The organism is Megamonas hypermegale (genome assembly GCF_900187035.1).
Taxonomy (GTDB): domain Bacteria; phylum Bacillota; class Negativicutes; order Selenomonadales; family Selenomonadaceae; genus Megamonas; species Megamonas hypermegale.
The window spans coordinates 1,321,976-1,343,187 of sequence record NZ_LT906446.1 but is presented as its reverse complement, the minus strand read 5'-3'; the positions used below and the strand labels follow the sequence as shown (position 1 = coordinate 1,343,187).

Below are 21,212 nucleotides of genomic sequence, written 5' to 3'. Positions count from 1 at the left end.
ATCATGGATTATGCAGTTTATACAAAAAATCTTACAAAAAATTTTGGCAATTTTATCGCTGTAGATAATTTATCATTAAAAATAGAATATGGCTGCATATATGGTTTGCTTGGTTCTAATGGTTCGGGTAAAAGTACAACTATTCGTATGCTTTGTGGAGTGGTACCACCATCAAATGGTAAAATTAGGATTTTAGGTTACGATATTCATGATTTGACGAAAATTAAAAGTAAGATAGGTTATATGTCACAAAAATTTTCACTTTATCCTGATTTAACAGTTTTAGAGAATATAAAATTTTATGCTGGTTTATATGGTGTTGATAAAGAAATATTAGCAACGCGTATTGAAGAAATAATTGAACTGGCAGGTGTAGTGAAACAACAAAATATATTTGTAAAAAATCTTACAGGAGGTTGGCGTCAACGCTTGGCTTTAGGTTGTGCTATTATTCATAAACCTAAATTATTATTTTTAGATGAAGCGACCAGTGGTGCTGACCCTAGAGCTAGAAAAAATTTTTGGCAGATTATACAATCTTTAGCGCAAAAAGGTGTGACAATTATTGTAACAACTCATTTTATGGAAGAAGCAGCACTTTGTCATCGTATTGGTTTTTTACATCAGGGAAGGCTTTTGATAGATGCTACTCCGATGCAAATAAAGCAAATTGTACCTAAGCAAAATGTTTCATTAAATGAAGTTTTTGCTTATTTGGTAAGGCAAAAGGCGGTGGATATGGTATGAACAGATTAAAAGCTATGTTATATAAAGAATTTATTCAGTTACGGCGAGATGTGATAATGTTGCGTTTGCTGATAATGTTACCGATTGTACAGATTATTATATTTGGTCTTGCTATTGATACGGATGTAAAACATATACCGACAGTTGTTTTTGACCAATGTAGACAAGAGGAAAGTCGTGAACTTCTTGATATATTTGTTGCTACAAATTATTATGATATAAAATATAGGGCAAATAGTATGGCAGAAGTTAATGATAAAATAAATTCAGGACAAGCTGTAGTGGGGATTATATTTCCGCCAGATATGGTACGTGATATTAAACATGGAGAGTCGGCGCAAATTCAGCTTATTGTAGACGCTAGTGATAATATGGCAGCAACATCAGCAATTAGTACAGCACAGCTTGCTATCCAGCAAAAATTACAACAGTTTCAATTAGAGAAAATTTCTAATAAGGAAAATATAGTAAGTGGTGTATATGATTTGCGTATTCGTCCATGGTATAATCCTGATTTTATTAGTGCATATTATATTATTCCAGGAATTATAGGTATTGTATTGACTATGACTCTTGTTATGGCGGCTAGTATATCTATTGTGCGTGAACGAGAAGAGGGTACTTTAGAACAGCTTTTAATAACACCGCTACGCCCTTTAGAATTAATAATTGGTAAAATTATACCGTATATTTGTGTGGGATATGTGCAAATAACAATAGCTACGATTATTGGAGTAGTATTTTTCAATGTGCCGTTTAAAGGCAGTATTATTTTACTTTATATTTTAAGTACGATTTTTATGATAGCATGTTTAGCGTTGGGAATTTTTATTTCAACCATAGCGCAAAATCAAATGCAGGCTATGCAATTATCTTTTTTTGTAATGCTTCCTAGTATTTTATTATCTGGTTTTATGTTTCCACGCATAGCAATGCCTGATTTTTTTTATTATTTTAGTATGATAATACCCATGACTCATTTTGTACAAATTACAAGGGGTATTTTTTTAAAAGGAAACGGTATAGAATATTTATATCAGCCTACGGTATTTTTAATTGTATTTTCTATAATCATGTTAAGTATAAGCATTTGGAAGTTTAAGAAATCGCTTGTTTAAAATACATTAACTAATTTTATAAAATAAATAATAAAAGCTTAAACTTTAACTGTTTTTGATATATTAATATGATAATATTTATTATTTTTGTTTAAATAAGGTGTTAAAAATAGGGATAATTATTTTTAAGTAGTCTACTAGATTTATTTTATTGCTATGTTTATATAGATATAATAAGGCACTGAAATGACCGTTAATAAAGAATTCAATTGCAAGATTAGTTTTATAGTCATTTGTTGGCAGTTGCATTATATCGCATAAAATTTTGGCAAATAGTTTTTTTACTTTAAAAATAAAGGACAAATCACCGTGGATTCCAAATAAAATATTTACTTTAGGGAAGTTTTCTTTAAATAAATTATATATTTTTGTATCTATATTGGGTAAAATATGATTATTTTTTATACTGTAAAAAATATATGGTAGTATTTCATTTAATTTATCAATAATATCATTTTCTTCTTGTTCTAGTAAATCATATATATCTTTAAAATATACGTAAAAAACACTGCGATGGTAACCTGCTTTATCCATAAGTTCTTGTATAGTAATTTTTTCAAGTGGTTTATGAGCGTATATTTTCCAAAATGCTTCAATGATATTTTCTTTTGTGGTCATTAAGTCATCTCCTTATGTCATAAAAAAACAGACTTTGTATAAAATCAAAGTCTGTTTTTTATTTATGAAAATAGATTATTTAGTTTCTGCTTTTTTCTTTGGAGCTACAGCAGTGCGAATGGAGAGTTCACGGAGCTGTTTAGAGTCAACTTCAGATGGTGCTTGAGTCATTAAGCAGCTAGCACTTTGTGTTTTAGGGAATGGGATAACGTCGCGGATAGAGCCACGTTTTGCCATGAGCATGATTAAACGGTCAAGACCGAATGCTAAGCCACCATGTGGAGGAGTACCATATTTGAATGCATCAAGCATGAAGCCGAATTTTTCATGAGCTTGTTCTGGAGTAAGACCGATAGCTTCAAATACTTTTTCTTGTGTATCGCTATTGTAGATACGCAAGCTACCACCGCCGACTTCTACGCCGTTTAATACCATATCGTATGCTTTTGCTTTTACGCGGCCTGGGTCGGAGAGTAAGTATTGAACATCTTCATCACGTGGAGCTGTGAATGGATGGTGCATAGCTTTCCAGCGTTTGTTTTCTTCATCGTATTCAAACATAGGGAAGTCAACAACCCAGAGGAATTTATATTCGTTTTCGTTGATGAGACCACGACGACGGCCCATTTCCAAACGTAATTCGCCGAGAGCTTGAGCAACTACGAGTGGTTTATCAGCAACTACGAGTAATAAGTCACCAGTTTGAGCATTTGTTGCTTCTTTGATTTTCTGGAATGTTTCTTCGCTGTAGAATTTCTTGAATGGGGATTTAATTTCTTTTTCAGTGTATTGAATCCAAGCAAGACCTTTTGCGCCATATCTTTGAGCGTATTCTACGAGTCCATCGAGTTCACGACGAGGAATATTTGCATATCCATCAACTTTGATAGCTTTTACTTGTCCACCGTTGTCTAAAACGGATTTAAATACTTTAAAGTCAGAGCCTTTTACGTATTCGGAGATGTCCATGAGTTCCATGCCGAAGCGGATATCTGGTTTATCGGAACCATATCTTTCCATAGCTTCGTCCCAAGTCATACGCAAGAATGGAGTTTTTACTTCTTCGCCGATTGTTGCAAAGATTGTCTGCATTAAGCCTTCCATCAATGTCAAGATATATTCTTGGTCAACGAAAGACATTTCAATATCGAGCTGTGTAAATTCAGGCTGACGGTCTGCACGTAAGTCTTCATCACGGAAGCAGCGAACAATCTGGAAATATTTTTCATAGCCTGCAACCATTAAGAGCTGTTTGAAAATCTGTGGAGACTGTGGTAAAGCATAGAATTTACCAGGATTTACACGGCTAGGTACGAGGTAATCGCGAGCACCTTCTGGTGTGCTTTTTGTAAGCATAGGTGTTTCGATTTCTAAAAAGCCATGTTTGTCCATGTAATCACGCATTAATTTTGCAACACGATGACGGAGCATGATGTTTTTTTGCATTTCTGGACGGCGTAAGTCTAAATAACGATATTTTAAACGAACGTTTTCATCAACATCAATGCCATCTTGAATGTAAAATGGCGGAGTCATTGCTTTATTTAAAATACGTAATTCTTCAGCATAGATTTCGATTTCGCCTGTATCCATATTAGGATTGATAGTTTCTTTATCGCGCAAGCTAACTTTACCGCGAACAGCAACTACGAATTCAGAACGAAGAGATTCTGCTTTAGGGAATTGGTCAGCACCGATTCTATCTTCAGCAAAAACGAGCTGAACAAGACCGCTTCTATCACGTAAATCAATAAAAATAAGTCCACCATGGTCACGGCGGTGAGATACCCAACCGCATACTACGACTTCTTGACCTTCATTTTGAGCACGTAGCTCACCACAATGGTGCGTTCTAGTCATACCTTCCATTGTTTCCATTTGTAAAATTCCACCTCAATAATTTTTTGTTTGTATGATTATCTCATATCTAAAAGAGAAGAGACTGCTTATTTATGACATTTTGCTTTTAATGTAGCAAATAAATCATCAAGTGAAACAGTTTCTTGTGTGCTGTTTTGCATATCTTTAACAACTGCACTATTAGATTTTAACTCATCTTCGCCTAAAATAACAGTAAATTTTGCATTAGATTTATTTGCTTGTTTCATTTGAGCTTTCATGCTACGACCTGCAAAGTCCATACTAGCTTCAAAACCATCTTTGCGCAAATTAGTTAAAATTTCAAATGCTTTTGCTTGTACAGAGTCACCGAGTGCTACGATGAAAATATCTGTACCATAAACTGTTTCTGGTAATAAATTTTGCATTTCAAGTGCTAATAAAACACGTTCAAGTCCTGTTGCAAAACCTACAGCTGGTGTTGGTTTACCGCCGCATTCTTCAATAAGACCATCATAGCGTCCACCGCCGAGTACAGCACTTTGAGCACCGAGTGGTATATATTTGAGTTCAAATGCAGTTTTTGTATAATAATCAAGACCGCGAACAAGACTTGGGTCAAGTTCAAATTCAATGCCAGCAGCAGTCAAGAAATCTTGAACTTTATGGAAATGTTCATTACATTCATCGCAGAGGCAATCTGTTATAGCTGGAGCGCCTTGAGCGAGTTCTTTACATTTTTCATTTTTGCAGTCTAATAGACGCATTGGATTTCTATCATAGCGGGATTGGCAGTCTTCGCACATTTCGCCGATTACAGGTTTAAAGAATTCTTGTAATTTTTGGCGATAAACTGGGCGGCATTTAGGACAGCCTACAGAGTTTAATAATAATTTAATATCTTTAAGACCTAAATCTTGCAAGAATTGTACTGCTAAAGAAATTATTTCTGCATCTACAGCTGGATTTGCTTCACCTAGAGCTTCAACGCCGAATTGATGAAATTCGCGATAGCGACCTGCTTGTGGACGGTCATATCTGAACATAGAACCGATATAAAATAATTTACATAAATTAGTATCAGCATACAGTTTATTTTCAAGATAAGAACGAACAGCAGCAGCAGTATTTTCAGGGCGAAGTGTAATGCTACGATTACCTCTATCTGTAAAAGTATACATTTCTTTTTCAACGACATCAGTCGTTTCACCTATACCACGCTGAAATAATTCTGTGTGTTCAAATATAGGAGTTCTGATTTCGCGGTAACCAAATTGACCGCATAATTTTCTAATTAAGTTTTCGAGATAAAGCCAATTTCCCACTTTATCAGGAAGTATATCTCGGGTTCCACGAGGAGCCTTCGTTAACATAAAAAAATCACCTCAAGTTCATTCGCCATAAGCATCTTTTAAAAGAGTTTTACGGCGGTCAATATATTTATCTATACTATTTAAATAAGTATATAAATCTTTTGCATTGAAAGAAGTTTGCAATCTTTTGCCTGGATAAACAATTTTACTAGTGGCTGCACCGCCGACGCCTAAAATCGTTTGACGTTCGCCCATAATCTGAATGTTGTAGATGCCTTCACTGCCTTTTCGGCTGCAACCTACATTTTCAAGTTGGCCGCTCATATATCCTTGACGATAAATATAATAAGGGATAAGTCCATAATCAGCAACAGCTTTCGTCATAATAGCTGACATATTTTGAACGGTTTCGTCATCAGGTAAAACGATATTGTCCCTGATAAGTTTTAACTCAGAACCTTTTTTCAAAGCGAGCGCATGTAGTGTTATATCATCTGGCTGTAAATCAATGACTTTTTTGATAGTATCTGTAGCATCGGCTTCATTTTCACCAGGAAGACCGATTATTAAATCAGTATTAATATGCTTAATACCTGCTTTGCGCACATCTTTAAATGCGCGAATGATATCATCGGCACAATGTCTTCGTCCGATTAAGCGCAAGGTTCTATCCTGCATTGTCTGAGGATTGACGCTGACTCTATCAGCGCCGTATTTTACAATAGACTTTGCTTTTTCTAAATTTATAGAATCAGGTCTGCCTGCTTCAACAGTGAATTCTTCTAAATAATCACTTTTAAAAGATTTTGCAACGAGTGCTAATAAATCATCAAAATCATTTTCGTTTAAGCTGGTTGGCGTTCCACCACCAACATAGATGGTTTGTACTTTGAAATCGTATTTGTCAATTAAAGCTTTAATTTGTTCAATTTCATATCTGAGTGTTTTTAAGTATTTAGCTGTAACTTCATCGCTTGGCAAGATGCTTGAAGGAAAAGAGCAGTATAGACAGCGAGATGGGCAAAATGGTATGCCTACATATACGCTTATCAAGCGCGGGTCGCGTGCTTTTTCTAAAAACGGTAATTGCAAATAAGCTATATCTGTGATGAGATTGGCTTTTGGTGCAGTTACTTCATAATCATCTTTTAAGCGTTTGATTAATTCTTCACGATTTAAACCGTTTTCCATGAAACGATGTACAATTTTTGTCGGTCTTACACCATGGAGAATACCCCAAGGTGCTGTTTTCTTTCGTAAATCTTCACAGAAAATATGGTATAAATTGAGTTTTATTAAGCGATTTATGCCAGCTTTTACACTTTCATCGGCATGCAAATAGCTTATGCGATTAAATGAGAGTGTTTTATCATCTTTATGAAGTATTAAGGTGGTTTTAACAGACCTATTTTCTTCGGATACTTCATTGATGATTTCTAGTCTGTCATAATCGGCATAAGTAGCATTTTCATCTATATTTACTTTAAACAATACTAAAATTTCTTTAACGATTTTTACGATAATTTCACGCGTACTATTTAAATAAAAAGATTTAATTATCACGATTCTTGTTCACGCTTTTTTTGACATTCTTTGCAGTAACCAAAGAATTTTAATTGATGGTCAATGATATGAAAATCACATTTTTGGGAGATTGTTGCTTCTAAATCACCGAGAAGGTCATCTGCAAATTCCATTACTTTGCCACAGTCAAGACAGATTAAATGATGATGTTGATGTTCATTTGGACTAGCTTCGTTTAATTCGTAGCGACGGCAACCATCGCCAAAGTCTAGATAGTTTAAGATATTTAGTTCAGTTAATAATTCTAAACTGCGATATACAGTAGCAAGACCAATTTCAAATTTATTTTCTTTTAAAATAAAATGTACATCTTCAGCACTGAGATGTTGACCTGGTCTATCAAGAAAAATTTGAAGGACAGTTTTTCTTTGTGGTGTCAATTTGTACTGCGGACCAGCAAGTTTACGTTTTAAATCTTCCATAGTTATTTTAACAGGCACAATAACGCCCCCTTATCATGTATTTAGTCCTCAAATACATATATTTTAACAAAAATATAGTACCATTACAAAGCTTTTAGCAAACTCTTTCATATATTATATCATTCAATTTATATTTTTGTCTAAATACCAGAACTTTTATTATACACTATTTACCTAAATTAAAATAGCTTTTCGCTATAAGATTTATAACGAAAAGCTACTTTTTTATATTAAGGCTAGTTTATTAAAATTAATCAACACTAGTTACTTTATCGATAAAGCCGTGAACGTCTTTTTCTAAGCCACTTTGTAAACCAGTGATGTAGTTGAACATTTTCTGAGCGAATGGGCCAACTTTACCATCACCGATAACCATTTCTTCGCCTTTATAGCCAAGTACGCCAACTGGAGAAATAACAGCAGCAGTACCAGAACCGAATACTTCTTCAAGTTTGCCGTTTTTATAATCTTCAACGAGTTCATCAATGGAGATTGCACGTTCTTCTACATCCATGCCCCAATCTCTAGCAACAGCAAGAACAGTTCTTCTTGTTACACCGTTTAAGATTGTACCATCAAGAGCTGGAGTTACGATTTTGCCATCGATTTTAAATAAGATGTTCATAGAACCAACTTCACCGATGTATTTATGCTGTATACCATCGAGCCATAATACTTGGTCAAAACCATGTTTATGAGCTTCAAGACCTGCATGGAGGCTTGCTGCATAGTTAGCAGGAGTTTTAGCTTCACCAAGACCACCTTTTGTTGCGCGAACATAATGGTCTTCAACCATGATTTTTACAGGAGCAAAACCATGTGCATAATAAGCAGCAACAGGAGAAAGAATGATGTAGAATTTATATCTTTTAGCTACGTTTACACCGAGGTATGGGTCGTCAGCAAAGATAAATGGACGTATGTATAAGCTTTGTCCTCTCTGAGCAGGAACCCAATCTTTTTCAATTGTGATTAATTGATGAAGTGCATCATATACTAAATCAACATCAATTGGTGGAATATCCAAAATTCTAGCAGAATTATTTAAACGATTTAAATGGTCTTTTGTACGGAAAATAACAACATCTTTGCCTTGACGGAATGCTTTCATACCTTCGAAAATAGCTTGACCATAGTGAAGTGTAGCATTAGCAGGGCTAACTTTTATATCTTCATAAGGAATAATTTGGGCATCATGCCATCCTTGACCTTCATCATAAGTCATTTCAAACATATAATCAGTGAAATGAGTACCAAAACCAATAGTAGAAACATCTACTTTATCTTTCAATGTTTTAGCTTCTACAAATTTAACCATAAATTACATCTCCCTAAATTAATAGTGTTTTAATTGTAACTCTTATCTAGGTTGTAGTCAAGAAAAAAGTTTACATATTTACACAATTTGTTGCGTTTATTTTTATGGGAAATATAATTTACTATTAATTTAGCAGTATTTATCCTTGAATTTTTTACAAAAAGTATATATTTTTCTTACATTAATGATTGTAGCTTTAATTTATCTATTTTACCACTTTCGTTTTTAGGCAGAGTTTTTAGATAGATAAATTGTTTAGGCATTTCAAAATCTGTTAAATATGGTTTTAATGATTTTAAAATTTCTTGTTTAGTAAATTGTTTTTCACCAGCAATAAAAGCTTTTAATGTATCAGAGTCATTTTTATGTGAAGGTATAACAATTAATTCATTAGTTTGAAACACTTTTATTAGAGCATTTTCTATTTTGCTCGTAGATATCTTCAATCCATTGATATTGCAAATATCGTCTTTACGCCCGAGAAAATGAAGTGAGCCGTTTGTATCAATATAGCCTTTGTCTTTTAGCGAAAAAGGAAGAGATATACCTTCTACATGGTACGGCGTATTTACGAAGATTTCTTCATTTTTTATAGTAATTTTTACATCGGTGAAAGGTTTGCCTACAGATGTTCTATCTTCTGTCATATCAATATCGTTGATATATGTGATGTAGTTTAATTCACTAGCACCGTAATATAGTGTGATGGTAGTTTTAGGATAAATCTGTTTTAGTTTTATAGCATCTTGCTTGTTCATGCTTTGAGAACCGGAGATAATTTGTTTTATTTGCGTATTAGGAAGCGTAGCAATTTTAGGCAAAAGCAATAATTTAGTAGGTATTAAATATATGGTGTTTACTTTATATTTTGTCATCAAATCAAGCCAATTCTTAGGACGAAATTTCTCTGTAGCGATGACAGTTCCGCTACAGGCAAAAACGCCTAAATATATATTTAAATTACCTGTAAAAGCAAGGCTACCTTGACAAAAAATGACAGTATCTTTATTGATATTAAAAATTTTGTTTTGAATAGGGAAAAAATCTGCCCAGCTATTATAATTGCGCCAAAATAATTTACTTTTACCAGTAGAACCAGAAGTCATCACACCCATACAAGCATTTTCTGGAATGTCTTTTATGATGAATTCTTGATTTTTGCTGGCATCAGTGGCGATTATCGGTATGTGATTTGTGCCACTGTACGCTAAAAACGATATCAATTGGTCAATGATTTTATCTTCATGAATAAAAATAGGGCGTCTTTTAGCTGTAAGAACGATTGTTTGGCGGATATTTTTAGCTTTTTGTGCTAATTCGCCATACGTATATTGATTATCGTCTGTAATTATTGCTATTTTATCTTGCTGTTGTTGTAAAATTAAATCTAAATAATTCATAGCTAAATCCTTTCAATGAGCATACTACTGCCAAGTCCGCCAGCACCAGCAATAGTAGCACAGCCTAATTTACCATTGCGCAGATTTAAAGCTGTCAACAAATGAAGCAGAATGATTGCGCCAGAAGCACCATAAGGATGACCGTATGCCAATGCACCGCCGAAAATATTATATCTGTCGATGCAGTTTTTAAAGTTGCGGGCAAATAAAACATCTATTACAGCAAAAGCCTCATTGATTTCAAAAATATCGATATCATTCGGTTTTAAATCGTTTTTTTGCAATATTTTATTTAAAGAAGCGATAGCACCTTTAGGGCTTAACATAGGTTCAACGCCACAATCACAAGAATTTATGATTTTAGCCATGGGTTTTAAATGATGCTCATTTAGATATTTTTCTGAACAGAGAACGACAAAAGCTGCACCGTCATTGATTAAGCAAGCATTAGCAGCTGTGATGAATTTTCCATTCGGCAATATTTTAGGAACTTTATCTAATAATTTTTGACTCATGCGTGGGCGAATGCCGTCATCTTTTTTAGAATTATTTATGCTTACAGTTATATCTTTAAAATAATTATTAATGCGCGCTTCAAGTGCTAATTTATGGCTGCGCAATACCCAAAAATCCATTTCTTCTTTAGTTATATGCTCTTTTTGTGCTGTGAGTTCGGCACCTTCTAACATGATATTTTCCCTGTGAATATGGGGCATGAATTTAGCACTGGAATAATACGTATCATCTTTATAATCTGGATGATTGGGATTGTAACTGCGCCGTGGTTGTGTAGAATTGCTTTCAAAACCGCCAGCGATTATTAAATCAGCATTGCCAGCTTTTATTTTATCCGCACCGACTGAAATACTCGCTAGTCCACTACAACATTGCATATCTACAGTAAAAGCAGGTATAGAATTATCCATACCTGCTTCTAGTGCCATCAAACGGGTAATATTGCCACCAGCTCCGACACCATTTCCGCCGATAATATAATCAATCGTATTTAATTTATATTTTTGTACAATTTTTTTTAGGACTTGAGCGCCGAGAATTTCTGCTGGAATGTGTTTGTAAATGCCGTTACAAATTCCGATATAACTGCGTAAACCACCTAGGATATATACGTTGTTCATATTTATCACCTGTTGAAGATTTTTAGAATTGGTTTAGCTAAAATGGCAGCAACGAGACATTTTACAATATCAAGAGGAATAAATGGTAAAACACCTGTTAAAAATACAGCTTCCCAATTCATATCAGTTAAGAATTTTAATTGTAATGCGCCGATAATATAAATTACAGGAATACCGATACAGATGCCGATTAAAGCAAAACGTTTAAAATTATATGTATTGCCTTTGAGCCAAGCGATAATTGTAACAGCTATCATAAAACCGAAGATATATCCACCAGTAGGGCCAAATAATTTAGCTGGGCCACCTGTGCCACCAGTGAATACAGGAATACCGATAAGACCGACTAAAATATAAATGAGCATGGTAATGAAAGCTTGTTTTGGCGGAAGCAAAAATCCGACTAAATTTACAATCAATGTTTGCAGTGCTATTGGCGATAGAGAAAACGGCAATGGTATGATGATATAAGCTGAAACGCAGTTCATGGCAACGAGCAGAGCCAGTCGCGTCATCTCTAAAGTTTTGTTCATTGAAGAATTATTTGACATTGAAATCACCTATCTATTTAAATTTTATTGTAAAAACTAATATATCATTGACATAAGCATTTATAGTAGTATTTTGCTGATAAAAAAATACTTCTTCATCAGCGTGTACAGGATAGAGGAATCTTATATCCCATTTAGTTTGGTCTTTGAATTTTTCATATAAGTATAAAACCATCATCAAGCCAGGTACGATTGGATTTTCGCCTTGATGAATGATGTTTTTATCGCCAGATAAATTTATATAATCGTTTATTTGAGCTGTAGAAAATTTTTGTTTAAATAAATAAGAACCAATTTTTTCTGTTTTTTGCGAAATTGTATTTGCTTTCGTTTTAGGCAAAAGTAGTAACACTTTTAAACTTTGTTGCACAGCGTTGTTTTCATCTGTTCCTGTGACTAAAAATGAAGCTCTTTGTTTAGTAGCGTTGACTAAATTATTATTGTAATGAATTGCTTTATCTTGAAGTAAAATTTTAGCATGAGCTAAAATCCAACCAGAAAAAAAGCTTTTATCGCAGTTTGCTAGAGTTTGTATCAGTTGTATCATATGTATACCTGCCTTTTCTGTTCATATTATATGCAATATAATATTTTTAGTCAACTTAGGATAAAATATAAGTTGACGATATTCGTAAAAAAAAACACCCAAAAAGAAGGGGTTTTTGGGTGTAGTGTTCATTAGGAGCTTGTTGGTTAGTCTAAGATAACTCTTTGCTCTATTCATAGATATTATACTTTATTTATATGAAAAAAGCAATAAAAAAAAGCTCATATTCATTGAATATGAGCCTAATTTCTTTATTATTCAGCGTAAACACTGATTTGACGGTTGTAACGACCTTTACGTTCGAAAGCAACGCGTCCAGCGATTTTAGCGAATAAAGTATCATCTTTACCGATGCCTACGTTAGCACCTGGATGGAAATGAGTACCTCTCTGACGAACTAAAATGCTGCCTGCTGTAACGACTGTGCCAGCGTGTTCTTTAACGCCAAGACGTTTAGATTCACTATCACGACCGTTACGAGTGCTACTAACACCTTTTTTATGAGCGAAAAGCTGTAAATCAAAATTGAACATTGATTTCACCTCCTGATATTTAGAAGTCGTACATTTTTCGGATTAGATTTCTCTATTTCCGCAAAACCAAGTATAGCAACAGCAAATACCGCTTCAGTCAGCTCATCGGGAGCCGCCTTTAATGCTATACTTAAATATCCGGGCTTTACATCGTAATCTACATCACGATGTAAATGTTGTGCCAAACCTAAAATAACTGACTGAGCCAATGCAGAAACCGCTGCACATACAATATCTTGACCATATGCGCCTGCCCCTGCATGTCCTTCAACTGAAAGACCGATGATTTTATCGTCATCTTGACGCATTACAGATATTTTAATCATTATGCTTCGATTTTTTCAATAGTTAATTTAGTAAATGGCTGACGATGACCCTGACGACGACGATAGTTGGATTTAGCTTTGTATTTGAAAACGAGGATTTTTTTAGCTTTATCCTGTTTTTCAACTTTAGCTGTGATTTTAGCTCCTTCAACAACTGGAGTACCAACTTTAACATCTGCATCATTAACAACTGTTAAAACTTGGTCAAAAGTTACAACGTCGCCTTCGTTAGCTTCGATTTTTTCTACAGTGATAACATCACCTTCGCTAACGCGGTATTGTTTGCCACCTGTCTGGAAAATAGCGTACATTAAATTTACACCTACCTCTTAAAATACTCGCCAAATACGGTTAATCTTGCGATTATTAAAACCTTTTTGTGCGGTTGGTAAACCTTATTTTCTAAGGTTTACATCTTGAAATTCTATCATAATATACTTATATATGTCAATATATATTATGTTATTTTAATCAATGTTATAAAGATATTTCATACGAAACTAAAATGAATTTATTTTTATATTTTAAGTGCTTAAAATTAATATAAATTATTGAAAGATTTTTGCATACTATCATATTATATTGTAACAACACACTTTTTTGTTTTATAATAGATAAAAGATTTATTAAGGGAGGAATTATTTTTGGCTAAGCAATCATTTTATATAACTACGCCTATTTATTATCCTAGTGCAAAATTGCATATCGGTCATGCTTATTGTACAACTATTGCTGATAGTATTGCACGTTATAAACGTTTATCTGATTTTGATGTATTTTTCTTGACAGGTTCTGATGAACATGGACAGAAAATTGAACAGAAAGCAGAAGAACAAGGTGTTACACCTATTGAGTATGTAGATAAGATTGTAGCAGGTTTCCAGAATTTGTGGAAACGCTTAAATATATCTAATGATGATTTTATTCGTACCACACAAAAACGCCATGAAAAAGTAGTACAGGAAGTTTTCCGTCGCATTTATGAAAAAGGCGATATTTATAAAGGTGAATACAAAGGCTTATACTGCACTCCATGCGAAAGCTTTTGGCTTGAACGCCAACTCGTAGATGGCAAATGCCCAGATTGCGGTCGTGAAGTAAAAGAAGTAGCTGAAGAAGCTTATTTCTTTAAGATTTCTAAATATGCTGACCGTTTACTTCAATATATTGAAGAACATCCTGATTTCATTCAGCCAGTATCTCGTCGCAATGAAATGATTAACTTCATTAAACAGGGACTTGATGATTTATGCATTTCTCGTACTTCTTTTGATTGGGGTATTCCTGTACCAATCGACTCTAAACATGTCATTTATGTATGGTTTGATGCACTTACAAACTACTTGACACCAATCGGCTATTTAGATGACCCAGAAAAATTCAAGAAATTCTGGCCAGCTGATTTACATCTTGTAGGTAAAGAAATCGTTCGTTTCCATACAATTATTTGGCCTATAATCTTAATGGCACTTGATTTACCGCTTCCTAAAAAAGTATACGGTCATGGTTGGCTCGTAGTTGATGGCGATAAAATGAGTAAATCCAAAGGCAATGTAATTGACCCAATCGGTTTAATTGATGAATTTGGTGCAGATGCAATTCGCTATTTCTTACTTCGTGAAATTAACTTAGGTCAAGATGGTAACTTCTCACGCGATGCTTTAATTCAGAGAATTAACTCTGATTTAGCAAATGACCTCGGAAATCTTTTACATCGTACTTTGAGTATGATTAATAAATATAATGGTGGCATTATTGAACAGCCAGGTGAAATTCGTCCTGTTGACCAAGCTTTAATAGATGATGCTATGAAAACTGTTGCTGATTACAAAAATTACATGGATAATATGAAGCTTAGCGATAGCATTAAACTCGTATGGTCCTTTATCAGCCGTAGCAATAAATACATTGATGAAACAACTCCTTGGGTACTTGGCAAAGATGAAAGCAAAAAAGCAGAACTTAATCGTGTATTATACGATTTAGCAGAAAGCTTACGCATAATAAGTGTAATGATTGAACCATTCATGCCAACTACTGCTGGCAAGATGTGGAGTCAGCTCAATATTGCACAAGATTTTGCTGATGTTCGCATAAGTGATATTGAAACATGGGGTAAAACTGTAGTTGGAACTAAAATCAACAAACCAGAACAATTATTCCCACGTATTGAAATTGAAGAAGAAAAACCAGAACAGAAAGTAAAAGAACAGCCTAAAAAAGAAGCTAAAGCTAAAAAAGAAAAAGAAGCACCAGCTAAAGAAGATGGCGATATGATTGCTATTGATGATTTTGCTAAAGTTGATTTACGTGTAGCAGAAATAATAGCAGCAGAACCAGTGCCAAAAACAGAAAAACTTTTAAAACTTCAAGTTTCTTTAGGTGATGAAGAAAGAACAGTCGTATCTGGTATTGCTAAATTCTACAAACCAGAAGATTTAATTGGCAAACATGTAATCTTAGTTGCTAATTTGAAACCTGCTAAATTGCGCGGTGTAATGTCTCAAGGCATGTTGCTTGCAGCTTCAAAAGGTGACCAGTTACAGGTTGTAGAAACTTCTATGCCTGTTGGCAGTAAGGTGAAATAAAATGCTTGTAGATACACATGCACATATAGATGATGTAAAATATGATGAAGACCGCGATGAAATGGTCGTTCGTGCTAAAGAATACGGTGTTACTCGCATTATAACCATGGGCGATACGATGGTTTCATCAAGTAATGCTATAAAATTAGCAGAAAAATATGATGGCGTTTATGCTGGAGCGGGTGTTCATCCCCAAGAAGCTCTCAGCTTAATGCCAGGCGATTATGATACTTTGGCACAGTGGATGACTCATCCAAAAGTAAAAGTGCTAGGTGAAATCGGTCTTGACTATTATTATGAAAATGCTTCTCGCGAAAAACAGCAAGAAATTTTCATTCGTCAACTCGATGTTGCTCGTCAAATGCATATGCCAGTTAGTATCCATGACCGCGATGCTCATGGCGATACCATGGCAATATTGAAAAAAGAAGGCAGAGGGCTTACAGGTTCAATTCACTGTTTTTCAGGTAGCTATGAAATGGCAAAAGAATTATTAAAAATGGGTTGGTTTTTGGGTGTAGATGGCCCGCTTACATTTAAAAATGCGGCGAAATTACCAGAAATCATCGCTAAAATTCCACTTGAAAGATTGCTTTTAGAAACGGATAGCCCATATCTTGCACCAGTGCCAAAACGTGGCAGACGTAATGAGCCTGCTTATGTAAAATATATAGCAGAAAAAGTAGCAGAAGTCAGAGGCATTTCTTTTGAAGAGGTAGCATCTCAAACGACACAAAACGCTATAAACGTATTTAATTTAGATTGATAAAAAAACCTTGCTTAGTGTTTATATCTAAGCAAGGTTTTTTGTATATTTTTTACATATGACTGTGTCTTTTATAACGAGAAATACATTTGTACATTACAGAAAATAATTTAAAGAAATATAGCTGGAAAAGCTTGATTTTATTGGGCTTTTAGGAAAAATATGTTTACAATTTTACAGATAAAAATGTTACATATTTATGTAAAAATTTGACAAAAGTGTAAAATATTGGTATAATAGGTTTCCGAAAAGGAGGAGTTTGATGGATTTAAGAAACCTATTTAGCCATGACGCTACAAAGCGTAAAGTTACAATTGGTTTTGTTTTGTGTTTTGTAATGGCAACTTTAACTGGTTTTGCTAGTACGAATAAGAATATTACAGTTGTAGCTGATGGTAATCAAAAGGTAATCAGTACAGTTTATAACAATCCACAAAGTATATTAAAACAAGCAGGTATTAACTTACAGGAAAATGATGATTACAGTGTATCGACAGGTGATGTGAGGGATAATTCTGTTATTACCGTAAATCGCGCTGTTCCTGTAAATATTGAAATTGATGGGAATACAAAAACTATTAAAACAGCTAAAAAAACAGTGGGAGAATTGATGTCTTCTTTAAATTTAGATGAAGATAAGTATTTTGTAGACCAGAATAAGAATGCTCAGATAAATACTAACTCCACAATCAAAGTATTAAATGTATCAACTAGATTAGTATTAAAAGATGAAGTTCAACCATATAATGTAATAAAAGAACCAGATAGTTCATTGATTAAAGGAATTGAAGAAGTAGAACAAGCAGGCAGAAACGGTCTTAATCGTTTGTTAGTAAGAGAAAAATATCACAATGGTGTAAAAGTAGACGAAGAAGTAATGCAGACAACGCAACTTGTTAGAGTAAGAGACCAAGTTGTGCGTGAAGGTATTGCTGAACCAGTAGCACAAAAAAGTGTAGGGTTCCGTTCTTATTCACAAGTATTGTACATGGAAGCTAGTGCATATTTGCCATATGATGGTGGTGGTAGTGGCTATACTGCTTTGGGTATTCCAGCACGCTATGGTGTAGCGGCAGTTGACCCTAGAGTAATTCCACTTGGTACCCGCTTGTATATTCCTGGTTATGGCGAAGCAATTGCCGCTGATACTGGCGGAGCTGTAAATGGCTATACAATTGATTTGTGTATGGAAGATTATACACAAGCCATAAATTTTGGTCGTCGTGGTGTAGAAGTTTATATTTTAGATTAATAAATGAGTCTGTATCAAGGGATACAGGCTTTTTTTATAGATTATTTTTCTTCACTTTAATCTTTATTTTTGATTATTGTGAACCGCACACTTGTGATTTTAATCATGAGTTAGGCGAACAAAATAGTCAGCGTATATAGAAATATGTACGTAGAGATAGACTAAGATCTATCCAATACTGTTTGAATTGCTGGAAAGCCCTAAAGATATCTGAACTACAACGTAAACATGAAATAAAGTTAAACGTGAATGTGGCGAAAGCAGAAAAAATCAGATATATAGCATAAGGTTAAATCCTAAGTGTTGAAAAATGGACAATCAGCAGCGAAGCTCCGAATAGGAGAACGTTCAACGATTATTCCTCTTGAGGGAAGTACTCAGTAAGCTATTGACTGAGGAAGTGGACAGACTCTAACAGGTAAAGCTGAGGGATAAGATATAGTCTGTGCCGTTACGAAAGTAACGGAAGTTCATAAGAGAACTGTATAGAAAGTAGCGTTTCTATATGAACGAGACCTCATAATACGACTAAAGCAGAACCTACAGTTCTTGTATATGTTATTTAAAATAGGCAGTTAATATATAAACACTTGCTATATTGCTATACATATGTCATGATTATATTAGATGATAGTATGGAAATAATACGTGGGATATTGTGGGTATAAAAATATTGAAGTAAAAGATTTAAATGTTAGAGAGTGGAACTGTCCTGAATGTAAAACACATCACGATAGAGATGTAAATGCAGCTATAAATATTAGAGATGAAGGATTAAGAATATTAAACATAGCTTAATCTTGAATAACATATACAAGAACCGTAGGAACTATGGGGATAGCTCGGAGATACTGTATTCGTTAGAATACTTGACCGAGAACCCTGCGACTTTAATCGTGGGAGGTTCAGATACTAGACGAATGTTGAAAAAAATTAAAGATAAGAAGGTTTTTTATGATAAAAGAAGTACTAGTAGTTGAAGGGAAAATGGACGTTGTAGCAATCAATAAAGCTGTAGAAGCTGATTGCATTATAACGGAAGGTTTTAATCTTTTGCCACGAACGATAAAGAATATAAAAGCAGCTTATGAAAAAAGAGGCATTATTATCTTAACAGACCCGGATTCAGCAGGGGAAAGAATTCGTTCGTATTTGGTAAGACGCTTTCCGAATGCTAAGCATGCATTCATTCCTGCTCAAGAAGCTACAGCTAATGATGATATCGGGGTTGAACAGGCAAAACCTGAAGCTATAAGAAAAGCATTAGCAAAGGTTCGTACAGCAGAAATTGAACCTTCAAATGAATTTAGTGCTAAGGATTTAATTTTAAATGGTTTAAATGGTTCACAAAGCGCTAGTTTGCGCCGTGCTAAAGTGGGCGAAATCTTAGGTATTGGCTTTGCCAATGCTAAGACTTTTTTGCGTCGTTTAAATAATTATGGCGTGACTAGAGATGAATTTGAAAAAGCTTTGGCGCAGTTGGATAAAGAAGATAATTGAATTAGGAGGAAATTGATGAAAGCACCGACTATTGCGGATAAGAAAGTTACAAGATATATTTTACAGCGTTTTGGTCTACATATGAGCAAACGCTTAGGACAGAATTTTTTAATCGATGCGGGTATTGTACAGGGAATTGTTGATGTGGCAGATATCAAGCCGGGCGATAGAGTTTTAGAAATTGGACCAGGTATCGGCACTTTGACACAGGCACTTTGTGAAGCTGGTGCTGATGTGACTTGCGTAGAATTAGATAAACGCTTGCCAGAAATTTTAGCACATACTTTGGAGTCATATGATAATGTACGTGTAATACAAGGCGATATTTTAAAAGTTAATATCTTGGAAATAATGGGTGAAGAACCTTTTAAAGTTGTAGCGAATTTGCCATATTATATTACAACACCGATTATCATGGAACTTTTAGAAAAACATTTACCGATTACGGATATCGTTGTAATGGTGCAAAAAGAAGTTGCGGAAAGAATGGCGGCAACTCCAGGTGGCAAGACATATGGAGCACTTTCGGTTGCAGTACAGTATTATACTGTTCCAGAAATAGCGTTACATGTTCCACCGCGTTCTTTCATGCCACCACCAGAAGTTGATTCTGTAGTAGTGGATTGTAAAGTTAGACAAGAGCCAGCAGTTGATTTAATTGATGAAAAGATGTTCTTCCGTGTAGTTAAAGCAGCTTTTGGTCAGCGCCGTAAGACTTTAAACAACGCTTTAAAATCAATAGGCGTGGATAAAAATATAATCGCTGATGTTTTAGCACAAGCGGGCATCGAAACAACACGCCGTGGCGAAACTTTGACTATGGAAGAATTTGCAGCTATTAGCAATATTTTAAGTAAAATGTCTATGGAGAAATAAAATGCTTAAATTGGTTTCATGGAATGTAAATGGACTTAGAGCGTGCATGAATAAAGGTTTTATGGATACCTTTAATGATTTAGATGCAGATGTTTTTTGCCTGCAAGAAACGAAGATGCAACCGCATCAATTGCAATTGGATTTGCCTGGTTATTATCAGTATTGGAACAGTGCTGATAAAAAAGGTTATTCAGGAACGGCAATATTCACTAAACAAAAACCTATTTCAGAGTCTTATGGTTTAGGAATTGATGAACATGACCATGAAGGACGTGTAATAACATTAGAATTTGAAAAATATTATATGGTATGTGTATATACGCCAAATTCTAAACGAGAATTAGAACGCCTTGATTATCGCATGGTTTGGGAAGATGATTTTCGTGCTTATGTAACTAAATTGAATGAACAAAAACCTGTGGTAATTTGTGGTGATTTAAATGTTGCACATACGGAAATCGATTTAAAAAATCCTAAGACAAATCGTCGGAGTGCCGGTTTTACTGATGAAGAACGCAATAAACTGACTGAACTACTTGCGGCTGGTTTTACAGATAGTTTCCGTTATTTATATCCAGATAAAACGGGTATATACAGTTGGTGGTCATATATGCGCAAAGCACGTGAAAACAATGCGGGATGGAGAATTGATTATTTTATCGTATCCAATAGTTTGCAAGATAAGATAAAGCAAGCGGGTATTCACAATGAATATTTTGGCAGTGACCATTGTCCAGTGAGTTTACAACTTGATTTATAAATAAAGCCCAGTAATGAT

The 21,212-nt window shown here is 34.5% G+C and carries 21 protein-coding genes and 1 pseudogene; 9 read left to right on the top strand and 13 right to left on the bottom strand.

Annotated features, from left to right (window positions below):
- Positions 1 to 3: 3 nt before the first annotated feature.
- Both CKV65_RS06370 and CKV65_RS06365 read left to right on the top strand, forming a co-directional pair.
- Positions 4 to 747 (top strand): ABC transporter ATP-binding protein, encoded by a 744-nt coding sequence (locus tag CKV65_RS06370; protein ID WP_036254518.1) that lies wholly within the window; start codon positions 4 to 6, stop codon positions 745 to 747.
- Complete coding sequence (locus CKV65_RS06365) at positions 744 to 1,865, top strand: ABC transporter permease (protein WP_027889836.1); 1,122 nt, start codon at positions 744 to 746, stop codon at positions 1,863 to 1,865. The genes CKV65_RS06370 and CKV65_RS06365 overlap by 4 nt, the downstream gene beginning before the upstream one ends.
- Before the next feature lie 81 nt (positions 1,866 to 1,946).
- Here the strand turns inward: CKV65_RS06365 and CKV65_RS06360 are convergent, their stop codons facing one another.
- The 13 genes from CKV65_RS06360 to rplU form a co-directional block, all read right to left on the bottom strand.
- Positions 1,947 to 2,483 (bottom strand): TetR/AcrR family transcriptional regulator, encoded by a 537-nt coding sequence (locus CKV65_RS06360; RefSeq protein WP_071601703.1) that lies wholly within the window; start codon positions 2,481 to 2,483, stop codon positions 1,947 to 1,949.
- Between the two features lie 75 nt (positions 2,484 to 2,558).
- Positions 2,559 to 4,361, bottom strand: coding sequence for an aspartate--tRNA ligase (gene aspS / locus CKV65_RS06355; protein ID WP_027889835.1), 1,803 nt, complete (start codon positions 4,359 to 4,361; stop codon positions 2,559 to 2,561).
- Between the two features lie 68 nt (positions 4,362 to 4,429).
- Entirely contained in the window at positions 4,430 to 5,695 is a 1,266-nt protein-coding gene (gene hisS, locus CKV65_RS06350; protein WP_027889834.1) for a histidine--tRNA ligase, read from the bottom strand.
- Positions 5,696 to 5,713: 18 nt separating this feature from the next.
- Positions 5,714 to 7,198: a coproporphyrinogen dehydrogenase HemZ gene (gene hemZ / locus CKV65_RS06345; protein WP_027889833.1), complete on the bottom strand. Its 1,485-nt coding sequence runs from the start codon at positions 7,196 to 7,198 to the stop codon at positions 5,714 to 5,716.
- Entirely contained in the window at positions 7,195 to 7,659 is a 465-nt protein-coding gene (locus CKV65_RS06340; RefSeq protein WP_027889832.1) for a Fur family transcriptional regulator, read from the bottom strand. Before CKV65_RS06340 ends, hemZ begins: the two co-directional genes overlap by 4 nt.
- Positions 7,660 to 7,891: 232 nt before the next feature.
- The gene (locus tag CKV65_RS06335; RefSeq protein ID WP_027889831.1) at positions 7,892 to 8,959 is read right to left on the bottom strand and encodes a branched-chain amino acid aminotransferase; all 1,068 of its coding nucleotides are present in this window, start codon (positions 8,957 to 8,959) and stop codon (positions 7,892 to 7,894) included.
- 176 nt (positions 8,960 to 9,135) lie between these two features.
- The gene (locus CKV65_RS06330) at positions 9,136 to 10,359 is read right to left on the bottom strand and encodes an AMP-binding protein (RefSeq protein ID WP_027889830.1); all 1,224 of its coding nucleotides are present in this window, start codon (positions 10,357 to 10,359) and stop codon (positions 9,136 to 9,138) included.
- A gap of 2 nt (positions 10,360 to 10,361) precedes the next feature.
- Entirely contained in the window at positions 10,362 to 11,495 is a 1,134-nt protein-coding gene (locus CKV65_RS06325; RefSeq protein ID WP_027889829.1) for an acetyl-CoA C-acyltransferase, read from the bottom strand.
- Positions 11,496 to 11,500: 5 nt separating this feature from the next.
- Complete coding sequence (locus CKV65_RS06320; protein WP_036254516.1) at positions 11,501 to 12,046, bottom strand: biotin transporter BioY; 546 nt, start codon at positions 12,044 to 12,046, stop codon at positions 11,501 to 11,503.
- Positions 12,047 to 12,059: 13 nt separating this feature from the next.
- The gene (locus CKV65_RS06315; protein WP_027889827.1) at positions 12,060 to 12,593 is read right to left on the bottom strand and encodes a hypothetical protein; all 534 of its coding nucleotides are present in this window, start codon (positions 12,591 to 12,593) and stop codon (positions 12,060 to 12,062) included.
- Between the two features lie 254 nt (positions 12,594 to 12,847).
- A complete protein-coding gene (rpmA, locus tag CKV65_RS06310; RefSeq protein WP_027889826.1) occupies positions 12,848 to 13,126 on the bottom strand; it encodes a 50S ribosomal protein L27 in 279 nt (92 codons plus the stop codon).
- A gap of 5 nt (positions 13,127 to 13,131) precedes the next feature.
- Positions 13,132 to 13,452 (bottom strand): ribosomal-processing cysteine protease Prp, encoded by a 321-nt coding sequence (locus CKV65_RS06305; protein ID WP_027889825.1) that lies wholly within the window; start codon positions 13,450 to 13,452, stop codon positions 13,132 to 13,134.
- Positions 13,452 to 13,763: a 50S ribosomal protein L21 gene (gene rplU, locus CKV65_RS06300; RefSeq protein WP_027889824.1), complete on the bottom strand. Its 312-nt coding sequence runs from the start codon at positions 13,761 to 13,763 to the stop codon at positions 13,452 to 13,454. Before rplU ends, CKV65_RS06305 begins: the two co-directional genes overlap by 1 nt.
- Before the next feature lie 333 nt (positions 13,764 to 14,096).
- Between rplU and metG the strand changes: the two genes are divergently transcribed.
- From metG to CKV65_RS06260, 7 genes and pseudogenes are all read left to right on the top strand, one after another.
- Complete coding sequence (metG, locus tag CKV65_RS06295; RefSeq protein WP_027889823.1) at positions 14,097 to 16,040, top strand: methionine--tRNA ligase; 1,944 nt, start codon at positions 14,097 to 14,099, stop codon at positions 16,038 to 16,040.
- Position 16,041: 1 nt separating this feature from the next.
- Positions 16,042 to 16,806, top strand: coding sequence for a TatD family hydrolase (locus tag CKV65_RS06290; RefSeq protein WP_027889822.1), 765 nt, complete (start codon positions 16,042 to 16,044; stop codon positions 16,804 to 16,806).
- Between the two features lie 262 nt (positions 16,807 to 17,068).
- Positions 17,069 to 18,058 carry a 3D domain-containing protein gene (locus CKV65_RS06285; RefSeq protein WP_027889821.1) on the top strand — a complete coding sequence of 330 codons (990 nt, stop codon included), beginning with the start codon at positions 17,069 to 17,071 and terminating at the stop codon, positions 18,056 to 18,058.
- 657 nt (positions 18,059 to 18,715) lie between these two features.
- Positions 18,716 to 18,856: pseudogene (locus CKV65_RS06275) on the top strand (zinc ribbon domain-containing protein); the annotation flags it as partial.
- A gap of 156 nt (positions 18,857 to 19,012) precedes the next feature.
- Positions 19,013 to 19,558: a ribonuclease M5 gene (gene rnmV / locus CKV65_RS06270; RefSeq protein ID WP_027890332.1), complete on the top strand. Its 546-nt coding sequence runs from the start codon at positions 19,013 to 19,015 to the stop codon at positions 19,556 to 19,558.
- 15 nt (positions 19,559 to 19,573) lie between these two features.
- Positions 19,574 to 20,434: a 16S rRNA (adenine(1518)-N(6)/adenine(1519)-N(6))-dimethyltransferase RsmA gene (gene rsmA / locus CKV65_RS06265; RefSeq protein WP_027890333.1), complete on the top strand. Its 861-nt coding sequence runs from the start codon at positions 19,574 to 19,576 to the stop codon at positions 20,432 to 20,434.
- 1 nt (position 20,435) lies between these two features.
- Positions 20,436 to 21,194: an exodeoxyribonuclease III gene (locus CKV65_RS06260; protein ID WP_027890334.1), complete on the top strand. Its 759-nt coding sequence runs from the start codon at positions 20,436 to 20,438 to the stop codon at positions 21,192 to 21,194.
- Positions 21,195 to 21,212 lie beyond the last annotated feature (18 nt).